Here is a 22,439-nt window from a genome sequence, read left to right as displayed (position 1 = left end):
CTGTTTATACGAATACCGGAGGAGCATGGCAAGCCATGCTCCTAAATTTTTATTTTACATATCCGGGTTGGTCAATTCTACGGCTTGACGTTCAAGTTTTCGGGTTTTTAATTCTGTGGCAGCCATTTTTCCATACAGGCTGTCGGGCATGGTATCGCGCATATCTTCAAGAATCTTCTTCCATTCATCCGTATTGCCCATACTCCGATAGATATTTGCCTGACGGAAGCGATTGGCGGCCCAATCCGCATCACCTTTTGTCGTCAACTTAGCGTAATCATTGCTTCTATCCAAAGCTTCAGAATAATTGCCGAGAACCTGATTGGAGTAGATAAGAATATTGAGGGTATTTTTGATCTTCTCTTTTCCGCCCATCGTTTCATCGAACAAGGAAAGGGCTTCCTGCCCATAGACGCGGGCTTTGGACGGATCGTTCGCATCCAAGGCATATTTCGCTTGGAAATACATGGCTTCCGCTTTCCAGGCCGGGTCAAGCCGAGGATCGGCAGCTAACTTCGACCACAAAACACGGCTTCTGCGTTCATCGCCCAGATTCTCCAATGCAACGGCCATGGCATACTGTGTCCGACGGCGCAGGTCCGTGTCCATCTTCCAATCTTGCACTTTGGAAGCCAATTGCAGAATATCGTTCCAGGATTGGCTTTCCATGTAAATCGAGAGCAAGAGCGATAACGCCATCTCACCACTTGGGGTCTGGTCATGTTTGATATAGGGCACAGCCAGTTTCAAGGCTTCACGGGGATTGCCAAGGCGCAGATAGCTCAATGCCACAGCAAGAACCGATTTCGGGAGAAGAGCATCCGGATTTTTACTCAAGAAGGGATTGTCTTCCCAGAGAAGCAAGACACGTCGGTAGTTGCCGTCTTGCATAATCCGGCTGATCATTCTGTCGAAGGCTTGAGCGCCGACTTCGCGGGCACGCCCTGTTAAATCACTATCCGGGAACTTACGCAGGAAATAGTCAACGGCTTCCATGCTGTCCTGATCGCGATCACGGTAGAGATACCACATGGCGAGCTTGAGTTGAGCAAGTGGAGCAAGTGGGCTTTTTGAATGCTTTTCAACGATTTCTTTATAGATTTTTTCCGGGCTCGTATCCTGAGGAAGAGAGAAGGCACTGAACATGTCTTCAATAGACGGTTGATCAAAAACTCCCTCTTCAGCCAAACGCATTTTGGAAATAAGCCCACCTTCGGAATCGGGGTAATCGTGAATGACAAGATCGTAAAAATCACGTGCAGCGACTTTACGGCCAAGCAAAGAATAGAGATCACCAAGACGGGCGAGCACAATATCAATACCTTCTGCTTTGGGATCGATATTGTAATAGGTGAGATAGTTTTCTTTTGCTGAGTCAAAATTTCCGAGTTTGTAATCTATATCGCCGCTAACGCGGAGCAGCGGAGGATATTCGATATAATAGCGCGGCCATCGTTTACCGATGTAGTCGACAATACGACTGGCTTGATCATAGTATCCAAGTTTGACAAACGATTTTGCCAATCCCATGGCCGCTTCCCGGACGTAGGTATTTTCCGGATAATTCTGAATGAGTGCCTGGAATTCGTCGGCTGCTTTGTTATATTCTCCGGAGTTGTAATAATAGTCGCCCCAGTAGTAATTAATGAGCGGGACATTTTCATTGTCCGGATAGCGTTGTTTGAGGACATTGAAATAGCCTTGCGCTTCCGGTGTGTTGTTCACACGAAGGCTGAGTAAACCAAGTTGAAGCAAGGCTGCAGGAATTCGGTCGGACTTCGAGTTGTGGTTAATCGCTTCTTCGTAGGTTGCTCGAATCTGATCATAGAACAGGTTCAGCTTGTCCTTATACATTTCAAAATACGTGTCAGCTAAATTGTAGAGGCTTTCTTCTCGAATCTCTGGTTTGACATCGGGTCTGTTTTTCAAGCCTTCCAGGAGTCGTTTTGCCTCGTTATAGTTGCCCGACATCATCGCGGCTTGCGCAGCCACCATGTCATTGTAGTCTTTATTTTCAGCTTCTTCGGGAGTCTCTTGTGGAGCTTCGCTCGTTACCTGTTCTTCAGTAGGTAATTCTTCTTCAGGAGGTGCTTCCGACTTTTTATCGTCTTCTTTGGGTGCTTCTGTCGTTGCAATGGGAGCACCAGAGTCTTCAGGAGTAACTTCAACCTGGGGACGAGGCGCAACCGATTGTTTGACGGCCGCTTGGCCTGAAATCGACTCAGGAACAAGTGGTGTCGATGTCGGTGTCTCCATTGCCTGTTCAGGAGTTGCCGGTGTTTCCTCCCGTGTGGCTGCTGGCGACGGAATTGCCTCTGGTGTCGCTACAACTTGACGTACTGTTGGCTCGTCAGGCGTTGCAGCGGGAGGTGCCGGTGGCGGCGTTACGGTTTGCTGGGGAGATGCTTCAGGCAACGTGACGGACCGCTTCACTTCCGATTGTTCTGGACCGGGTGTTGCTGTGGGAGCAGGAGAGACTGCCCGGTTGATCACACCGCGCTCAGAAGACGTCGGTGAAGGAGTGCTACGCGCTTCGGAAAGATCGGGAAGCTTGATATCCGGTGGTGGAGCAACTGCCGAACGGCTTGTGCTCGATCCCTGTGGAGTCGGGGAGGGCGTTACCATTGTCGAAGCATCACTCTGTTCATTCGACGATGCATCTTGGGGGCGAACGACCAACGCGCTTGAACGATCAGTTTGCCTGATAGGGGCGCGGATACTACTTGGGACAGCAAAAAAAGGTTCTTTATATGCTTCCGCCTCGGCTTCCTCCGTCGGCGGAGGAGAAACGGGAGTTGGGGTCGGTGTCGTCAACACGCCGCTTCCAAGGTCATCTTGAAGAGTCATTGTTGGCGTACTTGTTGGCGGAGGAGTTATTGTGCCGCTTACTGACGAAGCGTTAGGCGTATTGCCTTCGGGGGCTTCTGATGGAAACACAACAGGGGATGTTGTCAGAGGTGGCGGTGTATCAAGCGATGTTGCCGGTGGTGGCGTCCCCATAACTGCCGGAGGGGGACTGGGATTGATTCCTTGAGGGAGCGTTGAAGTCGGTGTTGGAGCGGTTGTCGGTGTCGGCGATGCTTCCGAAGTTTGGGAGTCCTCGCTTTTCCACTGCCCTCCCTGCGTGTCTCGATAGAATTGAATATCAAGTCGCCGCGGAGTATCAGCAGATGCTATATAACCGAATTCCGGCGATTTTGTCGTGACAATGATAGAATCGTTTTGGACCTGCACCCCTTGGAGAAATTTGGCTTTGTCGAACGATACGGGGTTACGATTGGAAATGGGATTGAGTGTATTGGCTGGGAGCGTAATGGTCAGTTGGTTGAGTCCGCTCCGCCGAATATACGGCAACGGGATGGTATTTTCAAACGACAATCGAAGAGTATCTATATCTGATGACGTGAAGTAATTGTAGGTCAACGCATGTGCATCGTTCGCTATACAAGTCACGAGCAAGGCCATGACAAGGAGGAGTCGCACGGAGGCGTTTATAAATCGTGTTGTCACGTTTTGGTGCTTAGCAATTTTTGTGCAAAGTTTTTTATTGTGTTGGCATTGTGCACAAGGGGACACATCAGACCTTTTTTTTCTTGAGCTTTTCAATGAGTGTCGTTCTTTTGATACCGAGGATTTCCGCAGCCTGATTCTTGACGCCATCGGCTTGATTGAGGGCTTCCTGTAAAAGACGGCCTTCAATTTCATCAAGGAATTCTTTCAGGCCCAGTGCCTTGTCGCGCATGTCGTCCACGGTCGGCCAATGAAAGCCGGCAGGTGCTGAAACAATTTCAGGAGCAGTTGGTTCCGGGAGCGGTTCACCCACGTTTTCCAAAATTTTGAGAGGCAAATCCTCAGGCATAATAACATCGTTATCGCAGAGGATTGATAACCGCTCCATGAAGTTTTCCAGTTCACGTACGTTCCCAGGCCACGGGTAGCGCATGAACAGACTCTTGACCTCGGGAGAAATTTTAAGCTTTGAACGTTTTTTAAGTCTACAGAAGCGTTCGAGAAAGTGATCAATCAAGAGCATGATATCATTGCCACGTTCTCGAAGGGGTGGGAGGTGTAAAGGAATAACATTGAGTCGATAATAAAGGTCTTCACGGAATCGACCAGCCCGTACTTCGTCTTCAAGGTCGCGATTGGTTGCGGCGACAATGCGCACATCAGCTTTGTAGGTTTTGACTCCTCCCACACGTTCGAATTCACGTTCCTGTAAAACTCGAAGGATTTTGACTTGGAGGCTACCGTCCATTTCCCCGATTTCATCGAGAAAAATGGTGCCACCTTCGGCGAGTTCGAATCGGCCCGCTCGGTTTCGTACGGCTGACGTAAACGCCCCTTTTTCGTGACCAAACAGCTCGGATTCCAGCAGCTCTTTCGGGATCGCTCCGCAATTGACAGGTACGAATGGGTGCGAAGCTCGCTGACTGTTTTGGTGCAATGCCCGGACAAACAGTTCTTTGCCTGTGCCCGACTCACCCGTTACCAAAACCGTGCTGTCTGTCGGAGCGACCTTGGCCAAGATCTTGAACAAGTCCGTCAAAACCGGGCTTTTACCGATTATGCCCGACAGGTTGAGTTCCATCCACAGTCCCTTTGCTCTAGTGAAAAGATATGTCCCATTTTGTCAAACGCATTGTCAATTTAATGACAGGGCGACAAGAGTCAAGCGGAATTTCGATCAATCTCCAAACTTGACCAGGTTGAAGAAAGCAGCATAGTTATCTGTAAAATCTACTGAAGTCTTGCCTGAAAAGGAGCTATTATGGGTCATGACCTGTTTTCCATCGGCATTTTGCTGTTTCATGACGTCGAAGTTCTTGATTTTGCCGGTCCATATGAAGTGTTCAGTTGTGCTCGAAACGAGGAAAATGCTCCATATTTTCAACTTGCCACAGTGACAGAACAGAACCCGGTCATGTGTCGAGGCGGTTTAACGGTTACTTCTCAGTATACATTTGATAATGCGCCTCATTTTGATGTGCTGATTATTCCGGGTGGGCCCGGTGCTCGTGCTGTCCCATCGCCTGCATTGGACACCTATGTGCGTAAGGTATCGGACTCGGGTTGCATTTTAGCGACGGTTTGTACCGGTGCATATATCTTAGCGCATCTCGGTCTGCTTGACGGAAAACAGGCAACAACGCATACGGCATGGCAAGCCGATCTGGCGCATCGTTTTTCTGAAATTACGGTTGTCTCTGATAAAATTGTTGATGCCGGCCGAATCATTACAGCTGGAGGCGTGACAACAGGCATTGAGCTGGGACTCCATCTCCTTGAGCGCTATTTCGGTTCCGAAGCCCGGCGTCGTGAAGCCATCAGGTTGGATGGACCTTTTGTATAACGGAGAAAACACGCCGTTTGCCCTCCCAAAGAGAGGAATGCGGCGTGGATATCCGTTTACGTAACCATATCAATGACTTGTCGAGTCATATCGTCTTGAACGCGTACCGCTTGGGCGTTCGCGGCAAATCCGTTTTCTGCCACCGTCAAGTTCACCATCTCGCGCGCAACGTCGACATCGGAAGGGTGGGCTCCGGTCGACGACTCAAGTCGAGCGCGTTCAGCGGTAATTTCTTGCGGAGGTGTGGCATTTTCGAGGCGAGCATTGTCAATTGCACGAACCCCGTTGGGGTCAAGCATGCTTTCGAGTGCCACCCGGCTCGGTGTAAAGCTCGGAGTACTCATGTTGGCAATATTGTGGGCGGCCACGGATGCCATTTCAGAGTACGCACCGAGTGCGTTGACATTGGCATTTGACATGGCGTGCTTCCTTTTTTGTTGAGTCAGAAACACAATTCATCACACATCCGATGCCTTTGTATTCATGCATCTATGTTCAAACGTCAATAGCTTTTATGCAATTTCAACGCATCAATTGCAGGTAAAGTGCGTCGATTGGTCGATGTGATGCAAAACTTCCTCTGGAAGATCATAATGAGAAGAAGTCACTTGGTACGGACAAATCCGGCATAAGAATAGGCCGTGCAACGTGCAGAACCTGAAGATATTCGTATAAAGCGCGGAGTTTCGACAAGCAGCGGACGGTTCGAATCATGCGATGGATCGCTCTATTGTTGCAAATGCGCTATGATTGTGGATGGACTCAAAGCTTTCGGTTTCAACCCGATACCATGTGATTTGCGGATGATCTTCCAACGCCTTTGCAGAAGCCCGCACAACGTCTTCTACAAATGTCGGCTTTGCAAATGCCTGCTCGGTGACGTATTTTTCATCCTCGCGTTTGAGGAGTGAAAAAACAGGGGAGGATGCTGAAGCTTCGGCAATATCAATCAGTTCCTCGAACCACACAAATTTCTTGAAGCGGCATCGAATTCGTATAATGGCACGTTGGCTGTGCGCTCCAATATCGGCAATGGCAAGAGAGCATGGACATACCGTCATCACCGGGACATCCACACCAACCGTCAAGCGAACCCCGTTCGTACCAAGTTCACCTTCAACGATGCAGTCGTAATCCATCACACTTTTCGCTCGACTGGAAGGGGAAGTCCGTTCGAGAAAATAAGGGAACGTCAGGTGTACATGGGCATTGGTTGCTTCGAGACGCGTTTGCAAATCGGTGAGCAAATGCCGAAATGTCTCGAAGTCCAATCCCATGGTCCATGAGCCCAGAGCTTCGACAAAACGGGACATATGCGTTCCTTTGAACGCGGCCGGTAAATCGACGGAGAGCGAAAGATCGGCAACGGTATGTTGCTTACCGTGAGCTTTATCGCGGACGACCAAGGGTAAGCGCACATGTTTTATGCCGACACGATCAATGGCCATGGAGACATCGGCGGGGCTATTTTGTACGTCTTTCATGAGAAGGCCTTTCCGTGCCAAAACGGATTTGCAATTTTGCGAAAAGCATACGGTATGTATTGAGGTCGCAATTTGATGATAAACCTCATGCAAAGTTCTGTGTTTTGGCTAAGTTGATGAAGTTGCTCCATGTAGTTGCTTCAGGTTGTCGTGTCAAGCCGGGGCTATTTTCTGGTGTATCTGTCTGATATGTTGGGCCAAGACGTCAGCACTTCGTTTTGAGTGGAACTCACGTACAACCGTGTTTTTGCCGGCTTCTCCCAAACGCAATGCGAGATCTGGTTCATCCAGCACGGATTGTAAAGCATATGCGAGCGCTTCGGGGGCTTGGGGTGGCACAAGCAGACCATTGATGTGATCCTGGATAAGTTCGGGAACACCTCCTGCCCGTGTCCCGATGACGGGCACCCCCATAGCCATGGCTTCCATGTAGACGACACCCAAAGCCTCATGCCATGACGCAAGCGCAAAAATATGTGCCTTGTCGAGTTCTTCTCTCACTGTTGTTTCCGGAACAGCCCGGAGAAACACAACGCGTTCGGTCATACCCAAATCGTGTGTCAATTCCATCAATTCAGTCACATGCATTCCCGTGCCGGAGTCATCTTCTCCGGCAATATGGAGCTTGATGTCGTATCCGTTTTCGACGAGTTGTGCGACGGCCCGAATAAGGTCGGCGTGTCCTTTGCTCGGGTTGAGTCGACCACAGGAAAAAATCAATGCCGTTTCAGGCCTCCTGTAGGGGGTATACGGCTGTGACCGTTGGAATCGATCCAAATCAACGCCCATGGGAGCCACGGCCAATGTCGCAGGCAAATATCCTGCCAGTCGTTTTTCGACATCGGCGCGAAGCGTCTGTGTGATTATCACGGCGAACGCGGCATGACGCCATTTTTCCGGCTGGTTTCCTCCGAAAACGTCAAGAGATTCATGGAGAGTCATGCTATATGGCACCCCGGTGAGAAGGTGAGCAAACAGGGCAATATTGGCCGCATCAGAGCACATGTGAACATGGATGTGGTCGATATGTTCTCGCAGAATATGGTCGGCAAAAAGCGCGGCAGGAAGGACAAGTCCACACAAGCGGGGAAGATTACGCAATGGAAGATCTGTCCGGGCAATGGATGCGAGAAGGTGTGCCCAGGCTTTGGGACCGGAACGCACAAGACGCAGTCCGGCACGCAGTATGTCGGACAGTGACGGAGGAAACAAATAGAGAGTTTGCACTATGGCCGTCTGCGCCCATTCATGTGAAATAATTTCAGCTCTGGGTTTCCGGGTGGAGAACAGACATACTGTAATAGCGAGTTCTTCCAGAGCGTTCTTCTCTCGCCAAAAGAACGTATGGGTTTGTCCGGGAAATTCTGGTATGAGATAGGCAAGACGCATATATTCTCCTTTCGCCACAGAATGCTGGAAACCGGGAAGGTGAAACAATGATACCGCAATGGGACGACGCTGAAGTCGAGATGTTTGAACGGTTGGCACTGCGTATCGGCTTGCCCCATCTCCGTTCTCGTTTACGTCTCCAGATTAAATATGCCGCCAAAATGTACGGAGGTCTGGGGCGGGTCAAATTCCATCTGGAAAATATTGATCAAGCCTTTGTTGTGCTTCGCCTGGGGTTACAGTGCTGTGGCCTGTTCAATCTGGGGCAACAGAACTGCCTCAATGTGATTGTGCGTCATGTCGACCATGTTTTTGACGATTTGCCTGTACCGTTTCACGAATTTACATTGCTCCATCTTTCCGATCTCCATCTTGACGCCTTACCCGATCGCGGAGATCGGTTGATTGCCGAAATTGGCCGAATACAGGCGGATATAGGTGTTTTAACCGGTGATTATCGGTTTTTAACCCATGACGAATATAGAACGAGCATGGAATTGATGCATCGTCTCTCGGCCGAGTTGCCTGCATCGACGTTTGCGGTACTTGGCAATCACGATGCTATTGAAATGGTTGCTCCTTTAGAATCGTTTGGGATTCGCGTTTTGCTCAATGAACATGAAATCATTGACCGTGACGGTTCCCAAATTTGTCTGGCCGGCGTCGATGACCCGCATTTCTATGGAGCCGACGACTTACATAAAGCGCTTTTCCCCGATCCTGTTTTTACGGTACTTTTGGCCCATTCACCGGAGCTCTATGAAGATGCAGCCATCGCCGGAGTGAAACTGTATTTGTGTGGGCATACGCATGGAGGGCAAATATGTCTTCCCGGAGGAGTCCCCATTATGACCAATGCCGCCTGTCCACGGCAGTATACCCGAGGTCGTTGGCAACACCGAAAAATGATTGGATACACCTCGTCCGGAGCTGGTGCATCCGGGTTGCCGGTTCGCTATTTCTGCCCGCCGGAGATCACCGTGCACCGCCTTTTTCGATCCTAAGTTGTTGTTCCTTGCAAGCGTTCACGAATCCATCGACGCGTACATTGGAGTGTCGCTTTGGCGGTGAGACGAAGATCCGTCATCAAGCTTTTGGTTGCCACATAATAATTCTCCATGACGCGTTTGGTGTCGTCATCCGTCATCGGCATATCGAGTTCATCCCAGGGATGAAAAAAACCGGGTCGTACTGTGAACCTGGGGTGAGCCCAGGTATCAATATATTGCTGCGCAACGTTGATTGATAAGGGTTCAGGACCGACAAGATCGAGAGTTCCGGTCACGACATCGAAGAGTTCCGGCAAGCGGCTGAGTGTGGGGCAAAGCGACATGTGGTGAAGATGCAGAGTTTCCACGGTCTGTTTTCCATCAAGCGTTTGTGGAATGAGCTTTCCAGCGCGGAGAACGAACGTGAATGTGCGAGCACTTCGAAAAGTATTTCTGATCAAACACATTGCCAGAACGGGGCTGGCAAGCAGAAGTAAAACGAAGGCGATAAAACGACACAGGAGTCGGTCCAGCGTAGATGTATCGGTCAATTCGTTGACTGCGCCAAGAAGAAAGGAGTCCGGAACAACGACAACCGTACCCTCGGGCAACGTGACGAGCAGATTGTGACAGGCAAGTTTGGATTGCAGTGTTTGCGAGCTGCCAACATACGTTTCCGGCCAGACAATACTTTGAACAATCTCTGCATCATCGTCGATGACACACCCTTCATTAATAACGGCATATGGTCCGATGAGGCAGTTTTTCCCGATGGTTGTGTGGTCACTGATGGCAACAGGAGGAACCAGTCGGGCTGTGGGATGAATACGGCACTTGATGCCGACAGAGACCGAATCGGATCGAGGTGCAAACGGTGGGTTTCCTCCAAGCCATTCTCGGGTCGCATGCAGATATGAAGGAATGTCCTCAATGCGCTGGAACGCGGCGTGCGTTGTGACAGATGCCGGAGCGATGTTTTCTGCATAGGTTGCCAGATCATGACGTGAGCGCAAACCGGCCGGCATGTGTGTGAGTGCATCGCGTCGCAGCATCAAAATATCGCCCTGACCTTGAAACCAGGCAAGATCGGACTTGGTCGCTTTGAGATGCTCTTCGAGCAGGTTCGGATCGGCATGAGTAAGGACAAACCCGGCGATGAGTAAAAATGTTTCCGGAATTGCCGACAAGCGAGTCAGTGACGTGGAGACATCGACAAATTCGCGTTCCAATGCGTAATTCACATTGATACCGAACCGTTCTCCTTGGCCAAGATATGATTCATAAGCATGGGCATGGTCTGTGATGATGATCGTGACTGACATGAGTCCGCTTTGCGCCAGGTATTCGATGATGTGGCGCAGCACAGGATGTGTCCCCAGAGGCATGAGTCCTGTTGGATAACGTTCCGACAAGGACTCGGGAAAATCGCTGTCAGGAAGAAGAAGGACAATGGCGTTCATAGTATACCTGACAAATATCGTTTGGTGAAAGTCGACATGTTAGTATGCTCCTTTCCCGGAAATGACGGCAGGGATGGTTTTGAGCAAAATGACGATGTCGGTCCAGAGTGATTGACTTTCAATATATGCTTTGTCGAGTTCGACCTGTTGAGAAAAACTGAGTTCGCTTCTTCCGGAAATTTGCCACAAACAGGTGATTCCCGGTTTGACATCAAGGCGTCGTCGTTCATCAGGGGTATAGAGGGCCGTTTCACTGGGGATAGGAGGGCGTGGGCCGACCAGTGACATGTCCCCGAAAAGGACGTTGGCGAGCTGTGGCAATTCATCGATGCTCAATTTACGAATAATGCGTCCGGTTTTGGTTATGCGGGGGTCGTGTTGCATCTTGAAGCGAACACCATCTGCCCCAGGATCAGACGTCAATGTTTGACGAATGGCATCGGCATTGACCACCATGGAGCGAAATTTGAACATGGAAAATGGAGAACCATGTTTGCCCACACGCGTTTGTTTATAAAAGATGGGACCACCGTCTTCACGTTTGATGCAGAATGCTGTCAGTGCCAACACTGGGGAAAGAAGGATGAGTCCGCACAACGAACCGACAATGTCTATGACACGTTTCAGAATATAGGCTGATGCAACGGTGGCGCGCCAAAACCACGCTTTAAAGCGGGAACGCCAGCGTGCTGTACGACCTCCGCGGGTGAAACGACGGTGAAGAGCCTGAATCATTTCAAGACGATCGTGCTGCCGTGATTTCATAATGCCTCAGTGAGAGGATAGAATGTTGAGGTAGCGGTCAATTTTGACGAGTGTAAAGGTTTGTTGCACCGCAGAGGAAAGCTGTTCAAATTCCAATTGTCCTCCATTCTGGTGAAGTATTCTGTGCAAAGCAATCAGCACAGAAATTCCAGCACTATCAATAAACGATGTTTTTGCCATATTGAGAACAAGATGCTGTATTTGTGAAGACGATTCGCTGAGGGTGAGCAGTTCGGTTTTGATGGAGTCGGCCACTGAAGCATCGAATCGTCCTTCCAGATGAATTGTCAGTGTTTCATTATCGATAACGTACTTCTTCATTCCGCCTAAGCGCTTGGGAAATGTCGAGGGAGGCAGCTCATCCACCGATTCGTAAATCGTGAAATAGTCTTTGAGACGAGCAAGTCGGAATGTTTGTAAAACGACAGATGAAGGTGCCACGAGGCGCAGAACGTCGTTGTGGCTTCGTGCCTGTTTTTCCAGAGCGACAAGAGCGCCGAGTCCGGAGCTGTCTAAAAAAGAAACTCTCGACATATCCAAGAGAAAAGGACGTTCGTTTTGGAGAAACGGAAGACACTCTTCCTGCATGCGAGTGATTCCAATGGCATCGAGACGGCCAGATAAGGCGACAACGGCAATGGTGCCAGCGGTCTCTGTATGAATGTCGAGAACAGCTTCATTGTGCGTTTGTCGTGTCATCTGACGCTGATGGGCGAGTTGCGCCGTGATGGCTCGGAAAAAGATAATACCATCATATAAATAGCGGCGAAACATTCTGCGCGGTTCCATGGCTAAACGAAAGAACCATTCCAAGCCGAGACGTTGTATAATGGCCGGGGCGCGTCGCACACGGCCAGCGAGAAAGTCAACGGTGGCTCCCACTCCCATGGCAACGGGGACATCAAGTTTGTGAAGATGCATGCGAATCCATTTTTCCGCCTTCCCTGCGCCAAAAGAAACAAAAAGCATGTCCGGGGCAGCCGCTTGGACGGCTTCAAGAATCGTGTCATGCTCCATTTCAAGCAGAGGATTGAAGTCTGGGCTGTAATAATGCGCGTTCAGTTCAGGGTGAAGTTTTTTGAGATTCGCTACGGCAGCTTCGGCAATGCCAGTTGCCCCGCCAAGAAAAAAAACGCTGTAGCCTTTACGAGCCGCAAGAGCGCACAATGCGGGAACAAGATCAGCGCCCGTTACCCGTTCCTGAACTGGTTTACCGAGCTGACGTGCCGCCCACACAACAGGCATGCCGTCCGGTGTAATGATATCAGCCATGCGTACCACATCGGAAAACTCGGGATCAGATAGAGCCATTGCGATGAAATTCACGTTGGCTGTGGCAACATAATGTGGTTGCCCCGAGGCAATGAAGATTTCGATGCGTTCAATAACTTGCGATGTGGTCAAGTTGTCGATGGGAATCCCTGCCACAACGACAAGGTCACGATGGTACGATGTCGTCATACGGAACTCTCGGCTAAACGATTGGCAAAAAGCGCCGCGAGTCGATCGAGATTGGTTTCAATATCGTAGTGATTAATGATGACCTGCCGTGCCCCTGTGGCGAGTCGAGATCGTAAGTCAGGGCCACGAAGAAGACGGGCCAGCGCCTCAGCAAGTCCGGCTTCGTCGCCGGGCCACACAAGAAGACCACTCGTTTCATCAATGAGTTCCGGGATGCCGGCAACACGGGTGGAAAGGCAGGCCACCCCCATGGCCATGGCTTCCATTAAAACGACGGGAATACCTTCATCAAAGCTGGGTAATACAAATACATCGGCCTGTTTATACCATGCGAATACATCGTCCTGGGAAAGGGGGCCTGTGAAGCGGACCGAATCCGCTAGGTCCAGGCTTATCGTGAGTGTTTTGAGCTCGCTCCGGTCCGGTCCGTCTCCGACGAAAACGGCTTGGAAGGGGAGCCCTTGCCGCACGAGTCGAGCCAGTGCAGCAAGAAGAACGCGTTGTCCTTTGGCTGGATCAAGTCTCCCCACGCAGAGAATAATGGGAACCGATGATGCTTCGTGGTGTAGCGGAGCATAGTGCAAAGTGTTGACACCCAGACGGACGATATCGACTTTTCCCCAATTTCGACTTTCGAGAATACGTAAGAGACGGGAGCGGCAATACCAACCAATAGCTCGTATGAATACGGCGCGACGGGCTTTTTCGGCGAGCATATCGGCATCTATATTATAAAATTCGTACGGGCCATGAACGCTCATGCTATATTCGATCAATCCCGTTGAAGCGGCAAGCATGGCAACAGTGGCGGCAGGGTTGGCAAAATGTACATGGACATGTTTCAGACCATGACGACGCATGTCTTCGATGAGCCGGACCGCTCCCACAAAATAGGCAAGAGCGCGGACGGAGCTTTTGGGGCCAGTGACAAAAAGTCGGAACATCTGGCCGACCAATCGCATGTATCCACCTGGAGATGCGCGAAATACACTCCATTTGGCTCGACCGATCAACCAAGGGTTGAATGTTTTCAGCACATGCGTGAATGCGGCTTCACGCTGTTCGGCTTCTCCGAGAACCATACGATTCCGAGTGGAGTTAATGCTATATGTTCGGATGATGAAACCGCGTTGACGTAACCCCATGACCTCTCGATAAATGAAAGCATGAGAAACGGCTGGATACTCGCTGACGAGCCACGCTAAGGAATGAGTTGTCTCGGGCTTGGCATGATCACGAACACGTGATGAGTTGTCACGATCCCACGCGCCTCGTCTCTGAGGGTTGGTAAATTGGAGAAAGCCTTTTATGCGAGTGGTGACGGTCACCATCCCATAAAGCAGGGCATCAAACCAGTTCCGGGGATTGGCAAGGACGCCGAGAATGCGTTGTTTATAGGATTCCGGATTGGCAGGTTTGAGCTCCGGAAATTGCTGTTCGAGTTGATAGAGACTGCGTTGGTGCCGTGAACGGACAGCAATGAAGTCGCGGAGGGTACGGGGGGCGCCAAGATGAAAAACAGCGTCATGCGCGACAACACGCTCCTGTGGATCATAGAGACGTCGAATGTATTCATCTTCGGCCAGAAGGTCAGGAAATTCTCCAAATCGGCCACGACCTGCGCAGGAGAGACCGTATACACCACCGCCAATGAGATTTCGAGCATATGGTAATTGTTGCCAAATGCGATAGTATGCGCGAACAGCCATACTGCTTTGGCTCAAATCGAGATCAAGCCGCGGTGAGGCGGCCATTACCCCATCGAGTCCAAGAACACGGATAAATTCGCGCATTGATGCGGTATCCATCGTTACATCGGCATCAAGGTAGATTCGTGGGAAACACGTTGACGCGGTTTCCCCAAGATTGATGGCGTTACACTTGTTGCCCTTCTCGGTTTCTTTAACGACAAATCGTGTCTGGAGTGTCTCCCCGAATGCTCGTGCGATTGCTGCCGTTGTGTCGGTACACCCATTCGGTACAACGATGATTTCAAATTCGTCGGGCATCATATCCGCCGTGATTGAATGCAAACAATGTTCAAGCACGGCTTCTTCATTGTGAGCGGCAATGATGATTGAGGCGGTTGGTGATGTTGTCATCAATAAACTCCAACTTCAGCGGCGAAGTGGTGCAACGCGAATATTCGGACCAGACCGACAACCAGCGAAGAAACTCTTTATCAAAAGAAACTGGAGAATTGATAAAAGTCAATGGTATTATGAATTTTATATTCCCTCTATCCTATAAGAATCGTGGTCGCGAGAGTGCTACAGACCCTGCTGTTGTGACAGGGGATGGCTTCTCCTGCTGGAGGTCTACTTGTTGAGGCTGAAGAGCCGTCGACGTCAATGCGCCAGCCATCAAGATAAACATGGGATTGATCATAGCATTGAGAAGGTTGTCTACCATGTACAGCGTTAAAAGAACGGCAATGACAGCCGATGGTGCGGCGCGAGGAGTCCCCCAGCTCTTCGCTGGAAACCGTCGTAATGTGAGAAACACTGGCAGGAGTAAGGACGCGGTCATCGCGTATAGACCGAGTAAACCATATTTTCCGTAAATTATGATCCACAGGCCGTCTGTGACCGTAATGTCTTCACCTTCGTCATTATAGATTCGGGAGCGTCCCCATCCTCCCCAGCCCAACCATTGTCGAATCCGTGCTTTTTCAATGAGCATGTCTTCATTGTCGAAACGAAACCGAAGGGAACCTGCGCGATCTTCATTATACGAGGCCAAGGTATCGATGAGGTTGTTACCATCCCAACCAGCCGATGCACGTGCCACGAAATACGCTATGGGAATGGAGCAAAGAAGCAAAACGACAATACCGGATTTCGCAAACCGTGCAAATGACAAGGCAACCGTTCCAATAAGAAAAAGACCGATGGCGCCAGTGGATTTTACCATAATCATGGTGACAAGCTGTAATCCGAGCAGCCCGGCGGATTTCCCTTGGAAGTAGCGCTGAAGAACGCCAGAGAGAAAAAGCCAGACTCCGCAGAGCGATGCACTTGTCATCCACATGCCGACCATGAGTCCGTGTTCCATGAAAACCATAGGACGATACCCACCATATCGGATTGTTTGGGAGAAATCGTCATGCGCAAAAAATCCATATACCATGCGGTGGAGTTGTGGGCTGAAACGGGCTTCATAGAGGCAAAACGGAACATAGAGCAGGCCTCCGACGAAAATGCCCAAAGCAAGTTCTTCCATAGCTTTGGGGCCACCGAGAAATACGCGTCCGATGAAATAGGGCAGTCCCCAAGCGACGGTTTGACGGAGGATTTCCGAAGCTCCGTCATACGCTCCAAGACCGTTGGCCATAGATGAAATAAAGGGGCATATGCAAAAAATAATCATAGGAACATCGGCGAACCGGGGGCGTAATCCACTGAATCGATGGGATTCATAGGTTGCGGCGGCAAGAAGAACACCGATGCAGGTGGCGAACATTTTGGTATAATCCGGAAGCCCAGATAATCCATAAGATGCAACCGGCAAGAACAACCATGCCAGAATAAACGCCGCAATAACTGCACGTTGCCCTTTGAAACGGGCAAACAGGTAGAGCACAAACGGTATCCAGCCAAACATGGCAATGGGAACAAGAAAGCTCACGGCGTCCGTCCTGATGCTGCGCTTATGCATGTACGATATATTTCGATAAGCGCTTTTCCTTTCGCTTCCCAAGAAAATTGTTGAGCGCGCTCAATAGCAGCACGTGACATGGCCTGAAGACGTCCCGGATCATTGACGAGTTCGTTGAGGGTCGACGTCAGGGATGCGGTCAGTTCCGTTCGCGACGTCGGTGGTAAAGCGATGCCACATTCGTCGGTGATATATTCGGCGATCCCCCCATTGTCTGCCACAATACAGGGAAGACCAGCAGCGATAGCTTCGAGAACGACTGCGCCACCAAATTCCCGAACGGAAGGAAATACAAAAATATCGGCATCAAAATATGCTTGTCGCGTTGCGTCCTGCGGGATGAATCCGGTGAATTGGACGTGCTCCTTCAGGCCGTGTGTCTGGGTGAGTAATTCCAGCTCCTGACGTTGCGGACCATCGCCAACAATTGTCAGACTGACATGTTTTCGTACGCTGTCGGGGAGTCCGGCAAGAGCTTCGATGGTCATATCTGCCCCTTTATAGGCAGTCAGTCGGCCGACAAACAGCAATTTGATCTGGTTGTCGCTATACGGTTTTACTTCCTGGCGAAAGAAGGATTGCGGTACGCCGTTTTCAGGAAAATAGAGGAGTTTGTCTGCGGGAATGCCAATACGAGTTTGTAGAAACTCTTTGGTGAAGATCGAGCCAGCGAGAATCTGATTGGCGCGAGCGTAGGTTTGCCGATATCCAGGGAGAAAGCGTGCAAACTGGCGAAGAAAATTGAAACGTGACCCTTCGGTACGGCCGACTTCGGCAAAACCGGGAGGAAATGGAACGCCGCCGTTGACCGGACCGAGCACAAACGGAACACGAACACAATCCTTGGCTATGGAATAGGGATAGCGCGGCATAACAGGAGTCATGGCGTGGACCAGGTCGAATTCACCAGCACGGACACGAGAGCTGAACTGTTTTCGCACGCGGAAATCGAATTCCATGTAGAGAGGGTAGGACATCGCGTGGAGCAGAGGCCAATTGACTTGGCCTGTACCAAACGCTTTGGCGACAACATTATACAATCCGGAGCTGAAACGAGATTCTTCGATATACGTGATTGTATCCTGCCCTCGTACCCGTTCGAGTCCTTCGCGGTTGCGTACGTGCGTCACAAGGACCGTCTGACAATACTTCCGAATTTCATCATAGAACCGAAAGGCAACGAGTGGAACGGACGGCCAGTCGGGATTGCATTCTTCCATGACAAGCAGAACGTTGGGACGTGAGGTCATGATGTGCCCTCCAGAACCGAAGAGATGATAGCTGTAAAGTTGGAAAGAAAGACAGAGCGATCAAATGTCGCGGCGCGGGTGTATCCTCCCTGACGTAGCCTTTCCGCCAAGTGCGGTTCTGTGATAACGCGGAGAATGGCGTTGGCCATTGCATTGGGATCATTTACAGGAATCAGAAGGCCACTTTTTTCCGGTTCAATAATTTCCGAGGGACCGAAGGGACAGTCCGTGGAGATGACGACGGCGCGGCATGCCATGGCTTCAATGAGAACAAGACCGAACCCTTCTTCGCGAGAGGATAAAATGAATGCATCGGCGGCCGCCATGAAGGAAAAGGGATTGGATTGATATCCTACCATCGTGACGGCATCATCCAGTCCTAATTCTTTGCATAAATGGAGCAATCCACTGTGGAATGGTTCGGTTTCAGAACCAACGAGCACAAGACGAGCGTTAACATGCGTTCGAACCTGCGCAAGAGCACGGAGTAAGATATCCTGCCCTTTACGATGAAACATTTCCGCGACATTGACAAGAATAGGGCCGTGTCCATCCTCAAACCACGGATGCGGGGGAGACGTTGCCGCTAATCGTTCTATCTCGCCTCGCGGTTTCAACAGCCCATTAACGACAACGTGGATATTGTCTCCAAGATGCGGAAACAAGAGCCGTAAATCATCGGCGACCCCTTGGGATACGGCAACAATACGCTGTGCCCGAGGATACAGACGTCCAGCAAGAAATCGTTTCGCCGGATGTTGTCCTTCATGAACGGAAAATGTGTTGTGTTCGATAGCAATAACACGGGCTTTGCGCGAGAACAGCGTCATAGCACAGGCGAGAAGATTCGGGCCTGTACAGGACGAAATGACAAGATCAATCGCATGATGTTTGACAAATTGTGCGAGTTTCCAGGCGGAGAGAATCGCCGCACGATTGCCCCCGTTGAGTGAGAAGACCGGGACACCGGCAATATCGATACGTGATGTGGGGCGAACAACGATAATACGCAGGTCGAATCCGGACAGGCCCTCCGCTAATGCGCTCACGTATTTGAATACACTGGATTCATACTCAGCATCGAACAATAAAAGGGCAATCCGGTGCGACATAGGGGCCTCCAGGATATCACGTCACAATGCACGTGTACGTAATGTTTGGGCTAAATGAATCGCACGTAAAAGCATATGTTGAAAACTTGATTCCGGATTCCGGAACACGCCGGCAACTGATTGTGCATGGTGACAGAGTTCGACATAACGATCAGGGGTGTTGACGAAATCGGTTATGGCATCGGCTAGTGCAGCGGGCGCGTACGGAGGAACTACGACAGCCGCCGCGGCAACCTGTTCAAGAGCTGGGTTGACGGCCGTAGCGATGACAGGTCGTCCAGCAAGAACGGCTTCGGAAAGACTTTGGTTAAACCCTTCGTTAAAGTCCGGGGTCGTCGGAGCGGCAACAACATGGCTCGCTCCGAGCCGATCCATCATATCGGGACGAGAGAGATGGCCGTGTATCTGGACGATATCACCTAAACGTTCATTGTCCACGCGTCGTTTGACTTCGGGAAGTGCGGCCCCGGTCCCACAAATATCGAAAGCAATGGGGAGCCCCCGATCCTTGAGCAATGCGGCAGCCTGAACGAGGTCGAAAATTCCTTTGTTGGCCTCGATGCGACCGGCAAAAAGCACTCGAAATGGGCGGCAATGTGGATCGGGAGGGGGGAGATCGGAAAATACATCATGCCGATATAAAGGCAGAAATTCCATAATCGGCTGCGCTTCGCCATCGGTAAGATGTTCGACTTGCTGACGAATGGCACGTGATGCCGATAAAATACTAATGGCATGTTTGCTGAAGTACGGACGTGCAGCACGGAGTATTACGCTTTGAAGACGGCTTTTCGGGCCTGTGTCGGTCCAGAGCGTATTATGAAGTGTTGGGATCGGCATGATTCCTCGTGTTCGAAAGAGATCGGCAATAAAAAAATGCGTTGTGTCCTCGGAGATAAATGCAACATCGGCCTGAAATGCAGCGGCGATGTGCAGAAGGCGCAAGCCATAGGTGATGTGTGCACCATGCCAGAGCGCACCACGGGCATGTTTGAGGAATCGTGGCATATTGCGGGCCGATATCTGTTGACCGTGTGCTGTATCCGGTCTGTCATGTGAGGAGACGCACAGACCTAAGCTCTCGGTTTGTCGACATGCTTCGAAAAATTGCGTGGAATAGGCAACCGCCGTCTGCGCAGGGTCGTCACGGCCTTGGAGAAAATGGCGAAATGAGCCGACGACATCGCCGGGACCGGCTGCATAAAAAAGACGCAGTGGAGAAGTGGTATGTGACATAAGAGAACAATCTCCGCGCCGACAGTCTAAGCGGCGATATCGTTAAATTTCGAATCCGTATCTGCCATGAGGAGTTTTTTGCCGAATTTTGTCAGGCCGCGCAGCATGGGACGAAGCACACGTGGGCAGCGATCGATAATGCCGTCGAGTCGGGTAACGGGTTTTTCCCCTCCCCAGTTCAGGACGGTTGCCATTGCCGGAACTTCGAGACGGAAAATGATTTCCGCACTTCGTGTAAACAGAGGGAACAAGGTCCGATCGCCTTGAACGACAAGCACTGTCACCTGGGATGACAACAGCAAGGTTTCCGTTAGATCGTTTTCAAGAACTGGGGCCGCATCAATGAAAACGATATCATAGCGTTCCGCAACCTGGGCGAGAAAATCGGGAAGCGCTCGATATAAAGCTCGAGGCCAAGGGCCTTGTCGCAAAAACAGGAGATCAATACCGCGTCGTGTATCCGGCGTCAGGCACTCAGCCAATTCGGTGTGTCCATGAAGAGCATCCTCCAGGCAGGATTCTGCCGGAGGCGTTTGGCTTAACCGCGAAAGGCCGGGGCGTAGATTGTTCCCGTCGATGATGAGAACCCGGTCACAAAAATATTTCATGGCATGACCGAGATTAAGGCACAGAGCCGTGACTCCCGATGCATTGCTGACACCCGTCACTGTGACAATATGGGCGTCATGCTTCTTGCGTTCTTTGTCGATGCGTACCGCCAGCGAGCGAATAGCCTTTGCCGTCTGGCTGGCGGGGTGGTCCAATGTCAGTTGTGGAAATGGGTCTGCCTTGGTTTCTGAGACAACACGAGAGATCGGCCAGGATGGTGGTTGTCCTAATGCGTCTGCAATATCTTTGGGGCCGCGCACGCGGTTATCAGTGAAATCATAGGCGAGAAATCCGGCGCCAGCGATACCAAACGATCCAAGAAAGACGAGCATCAGCAGTTTTTTGAGATTCGTTCCGGCAGGTTCACCTGGTGCACTGGCATAGGTCTCAATGGAAGCGCGCAAAGGGGATTTTGATTCAACGAGCAAGTCTCGAATACGTTCTTCAAAATCGAAGAATTTTTTCTTGTTGTTATCAATGCCAGCGAGCAGACGTTTGCCGCGAAACATAGCCAGGGTCGAGTCTTCAAGCTGTTGCAAGGCTATGTTGAGTTCTGCTTGTAGAGTATCTGCAGTTTCTTTTTTGGAAAGATAGTCATGTTCAAGTTCAACAACGCGTTCTTGTTGTTCGTAAGTCCGTTTTCCGTTGATGATGCGTTTGGCTTGATCCTGGACTTCCTTGCGTTGTTGCGTTTCATAGCGCTTCATGGCGGCCATGCGATCTTCAATGTATTTGCGATCGGGATTCGATCTCGTCACCCCGTCGATGGAAGCACGCAGTTCTTGGAGTTTTTCATAGGTCCAGGACGTAGTGCGCCATAGCACTTGGCTCCCGGCAACAAGTTCTTCGGATAAGGCATTCGTTGGAATAGACTCAATCGCTTCCTTCTGTTTGAGCGCTTGGAGGTAAGCATTCTGTGCGGTAATCATTTCCGTATGCGCACGCGTGGCGGCTTTTTGCAGATCAAGAGCCTTTTCAAGAAAAATATTGGTATGGTCAATGTTGGGATTGGTTTTGGTCGCGTCGATGACCTTGGCAAGTTCGCGTGTTTGGTCGTTGATTTCTGTATCGAGAAATGTGAGTTCCTGGCGTAAATAGCTTAAGCGCGTTTCTTCTCGCCGTTCTTTCTCGCTGCGCAATTTCCCCATATAGGTTTCCATGATGGCATTGACCATATCAGCTAATCCGGTGGGATTGGGGCTTTGCAGACGCACTTCAACCAAATGTGTTCGACCGATTTGCCCGACAGAAAGACCTGCTCGAACAATGGCCGCTGCTGCGGTCAGTGGCAGGCCCGGCCGTCTGTAAATATCGCGCACATCATCAGGAAGTGCGAGAATGGCGGTCTCAATATGTTGTAAATTGAGAATGCGCTCCACCTGCGTTCGAGCATAATCATGGAAATAATTGACGATATTAGCATCATCGCGTGACTCGTTCCCCAAACGCCCCGTGATGGCAGGCATTTCTCGTGCGATCAGCAAGGTACCCGATGCTTCAAAATAGGGTCTTTCTTTGAGGAGCGCCAATGGAAGCAAGACGAGAAATAAGGCCGATCCCATAATGAGAATAGGGACAGCTCGACGTTTGACAAAGCCAAGTGCATCAAAGCGTTTGCCTTTGGGGTTGGGGGTAGGTGTAGGTTGGAGACCGGTGTCGCTTTCGTTGGGCATA

Annotated in this window: 16 protein-coding genes; 2 read left to right on the top strand and 14 right to left on the bottom strand. The window is 50.6% G+C overall.

The annotated features are described in order from the left end of the window. Positions 1-54: 54 nt before the first annotated feature. Together G451_RS32630 and G451_RS0110175 are read right to left on the bottom strand one after the other, a co-directional pair. Positions 55-3,510 (bottom strand): tetratricopeptide repeat protein, encoded by a 3,456-nt coding sequence (locus tag G451_RS32630; protein WP_169727859.1) that lies wholly within the window; start codon positions 3,508-3,510, stop codon positions 55-57. A 67-nt stretch (positions 3,511-3,577) separates the two neighbouring features. After that, the gene (locus G451_RS0110175) at positions 3,578-4,591 is read right to left on the bottom strand and encodes a sigma-54 interaction domain-containing protein (protein ID WP_027184169.1); all 1,014 of its coding nucleotides are present in this window, start codon (positions 4,589-4,591) and stop codon (positions 3,578-3,580) included. A gap of 180 nt (positions 4,592-4,771) precedes the next feature. Here G451_RS0110175 and G451_RS0110170 point away from each other — a divergent pair, with 180 nt between their 5' ends. Beyond that, positions 4,772-5,353 (top strand): DJ-1/PfpI family protein, encoded by a 582-nt coding sequence (locus G451_RS0110170; protein ID WP_027184168.1) that lies wholly within the window; start codon positions 4,772-4,774, stop codon positions 5,351-5,353. 56 nt (positions 5,354-5,409) lie between these two features. Here the strand turns inward: G451_RS0110170 and G451_RS0110165 are convergent, their stop codons facing one another. The 3 genes from G451_RS0110165 to epsE all read right to left on the bottom strand — a co-directional run bounded on the left by G451_RS0110165 (position 5,410) and on the right by epsE (position 8,226). Next, the gene (locus G451_RS0110165; RefSeq protein ID WP_027184167.1) at positions 5,410-5,772 is read right to left on the bottom strand and encodes a flagellar basal body rod C-terminal domain-containing protein; all 363 of its coding nucleotides are present in this window, start codon (positions 5,770-5,772) and stop codon (positions 5,410-5,412) included. Between the two features lie 291 nt (positions 5,773-6,063). Continuing rightward, a complete protein-coding gene (folE2, locus tag G451_RS0110160) occupies positions 6,064-6,837 on the bottom strand; it encodes a GTP cyclohydrolase FolE2 (RefSeq protein WP_027184166.1) in 774 nt (257 codons plus the stop codon). 153 nt (positions 6,838-6,990) lie between these two features. After that, positions 6,991-8,226: an exopolysaccharide biosynthesis GT4 family glycosyltransferase EpsE gene (epsE, locus tag G451_RS0110155; RefSeq protein ID WP_034641619.1), complete on the bottom strand. Its 1,236-nt coding sequence runs from the start codon at positions 8,224-8,226 to the stop codon at positions 6,991-6,993. A 47-nt stretch (positions 8,227-8,273) separates the two neighbouring features. Between epsE and G451_RS0110150 the strand changes: the two genes are divergently transcribed. Beyond that, on the top strand, positions 8,274-9,230 hold the full coding sequence (locus G451_RS0110150; protein ID WP_027184164.1) for a metallophosphoesterase: 957 nt from the start codon (positions 8,274-8,276) through the stop codon (positions 9,228-9,230). Here G451_RS0110150 and G451_RS0110145 read toward each other — a convergent pair. The 9 genes from G451_RS0110145 to G451_RS0110105 all read right to left on the bottom strand — a co-directional run bounded on the left by G451_RS0110145 (position 9,227) and on the right by G451_RS0110105 (position 22,438). Beyond that, complete coding sequence (locus G451_RS0110145; protein ID WP_027184163.1) at positions 9,227-10,675, bottom strand: sugar transferase; 1,449 nt, start codon at positions 10,673-10,675, stop codon at positions 9,227-9,229. The genes G451_RS0110150 and G451_RS0110145 overlap by 4 nt on opposite strands. A 39-nt stretch (positions 10,676-10,714) precedes the next feature. Then, the gene (locus G451_RS0110140) at positions 10,715-11,440 is read right to left on the bottom strand and encodes a sugar transferase (protein ID WP_027184162.1); all 726 of its coding nucleotides are present in this window, start codon (positions 11,438-11,440) and stop codon (positions 10,715-10,717) included. A 6-nt stretch (positions 11,441-11,446) separates the two neighbouring features. Then, entirely contained in the window at positions 11,447-12,901 is a 1,455-nt protein-coding gene (locus tag G451_RS32625; RefSeq protein ID WP_051261366.1) for a WecB/TagA/CpsF family glycosyltransferase, read from the bottom strand. Next, entirely contained in the window at positions 12,898-15,003 is a 2,106-nt protein-coding gene (locus G451_RS32620) for a glycosyltransferase (protein WP_051261365.1), read from the bottom strand. The genes G451_RS32625 and G451_RS32620 overlap by 4 nt, the downstream gene beginning before the upstream one ends. Before the next feature lie 142 nt (positions 15,004-15,145). After that, entirely contained in the window at positions 15,146-16,528 is a 1,383-nt protein-coding gene (locus tag G451_RS28710) for a hypothetical protein (RefSeq protein ID WP_051261364.1), read from the bottom strand. Continuing rightward, the gene (locus G451_RS0110120) at positions 16,525-17,808 is read right to left on the bottom strand and encodes a glycosyltransferase family 4 protein (protein ID WP_027184161.1); all 1,284 of its coding nucleotides are present in this window, start codon (positions 17,806-17,808) and stop codon (positions 16,525-16,527) included. The genes G451_RS28710 and G451_RS0110120 overlap by 4 nt, the downstream gene beginning before the upstream one ends. Further along, positions 17,805-18,920, bottom strand: coding sequence for a glycosyltransferase (locus tag G451_RS32615; RefSeq protein ID WP_051261363.1), 1,116 nt, complete (start codon positions 18,918-18,920; stop codon positions 17,805-17,807). The genes G451_RS0110120 and G451_RS32615 overlap by 4 nt, the downstream gene beginning before the upstream one ends. A gap of 21 nt (positions 18,921-18,941) precedes the next feature. Then, the gene (locus G451_RS28700; RefSeq protein ID WP_051261362.1) at positions 18,942-20,156 is read right to left on the bottom strand and encodes a glycosyltransferase family 4 protein; all 1,215 of its coding nucleotides are present in this window, start codon (positions 20,154-20,156) and stop codon (positions 18,942-18,944) included. A gap of 26 nt (positions 20,157-20,182) precedes the next feature. Beyond that, positions 20,183-22,438, bottom strand: a complete 2,256-nt coding sequence (locus G451_RS0110105) for a GumC family protein (protein ID WP_027184160.1) — start codon at positions 22,436-22,438, stop codon at positions 20,183-20,185. Position 22,439 lies beyond the last annotated feature (1 nt).

This window comes from Desulfovibrio inopinatus DSM 10711, assembly GCF_000429305.1.
In the GTDB taxonomy this organism is placed as follows: Bacteria; Desulfobacterota; Desulfovibrionia; order Desulfovibrionales; family Desulfovibrionaceae; genus Alteridesulfovibrio; species Alteridesulfovibrio inopinatus.
Note: the sequence above shows the minus strand (reverse complement) of the source record. Positions and strands in the feature narration are given on the sequence as shown.

Coding starts and splice junctions, on each gene's coding strand:
- G451_RS0110175 (WP_027184169.1), bottom strand. CDS start 4,591: ATGGAACTCAACCTGTCGGGCATAATCGGTAAAAGCCCGGTTTTGACG.
- G451_RS0110170 (WP_027184168.1), top strand. CDS start 4,772: ATGGGTCATGACCTGTTTTCCATCGGCATTTTGCTGTTTCATGACGTC.
- G451_RS0110165 (WP_027184167.1), bottom strand. CDS start 5,772: ATGTCAAATGCCAATGTCAACGCACTCGGTGCGTACTCTGAAATGGCA.
- folE2 (WP_027184166.1), bottom strand. CDS start 6,837: ATGAAAGACGTACAAAATAGCCCCGCCGATGTCTCCATGGCCATTGAT.
- epsE (WP_034641619.1), bottom strand. CDS start 8,226: ATGCGTCTTGCCTATCTCATACCAGAATTTCCCGGACAAACCCATACG.
- G451_RS0110150 (WP_027184164.1), top strand. CDS start 8,274: ATGATACCGCAATGGGACGACGCTGAAGTCGAGATGTTTGAACGGTTG.
- G451_RS0110145 (WP_027184163.1), bottom strand. CDS start 10,675: ATGAACGCCATTGTCCTTCTTCTTCCTGACAGCGATTTTCCCGAGTCC.
- G451_RS0110140 (WP_027184162.1), bottom strand. CDS start 11,440: ATGAAATCACGGCAGCACGATCGTCTTGAAATGATTCAGGCTCTTCAC.
- G451_RS32625 (WP_051261366.1), bottom strand. CDS start 12,901: ATGACGACATCGTACCATCGTGACCTTGTCGTTGTGGCAGGGATTCCC.
- G451_RS32620 (WP_051261365.1), bottom strand. CDS start 15,003: ATGACAACATCACCAACCGCCTCAATCATCATTGCCGCTCACAATGAA.
- G451_RS0110120 (WP_027184161.1), bottom strand. CDS start 17,808: ATGACCTCACGTCCCAACGTTCTGCTTGTCATGGAAGAATGCAATCCC.
- G451_RS32615 (WP_051261363.1), bottom strand. CDS start 18,920: ATGTCGCACCGGATTGCCCTTTTATTGTTCGATGCTGAGTATGAATCC.
- G451_RS28700 (WP_051261362.1), bottom strand. CDS start 20,156: ATGTCACATACCACTTCTCCACTGCGTCTTTTTTATGCAGCCGGTCCC.
- G451_RS0110105 (WP_027184160.1), bottom strand. CDS start 22,438: ATGCCCAACGAAAGCGACACCGGTCTCCAACCTACACCTACCCCCAAC.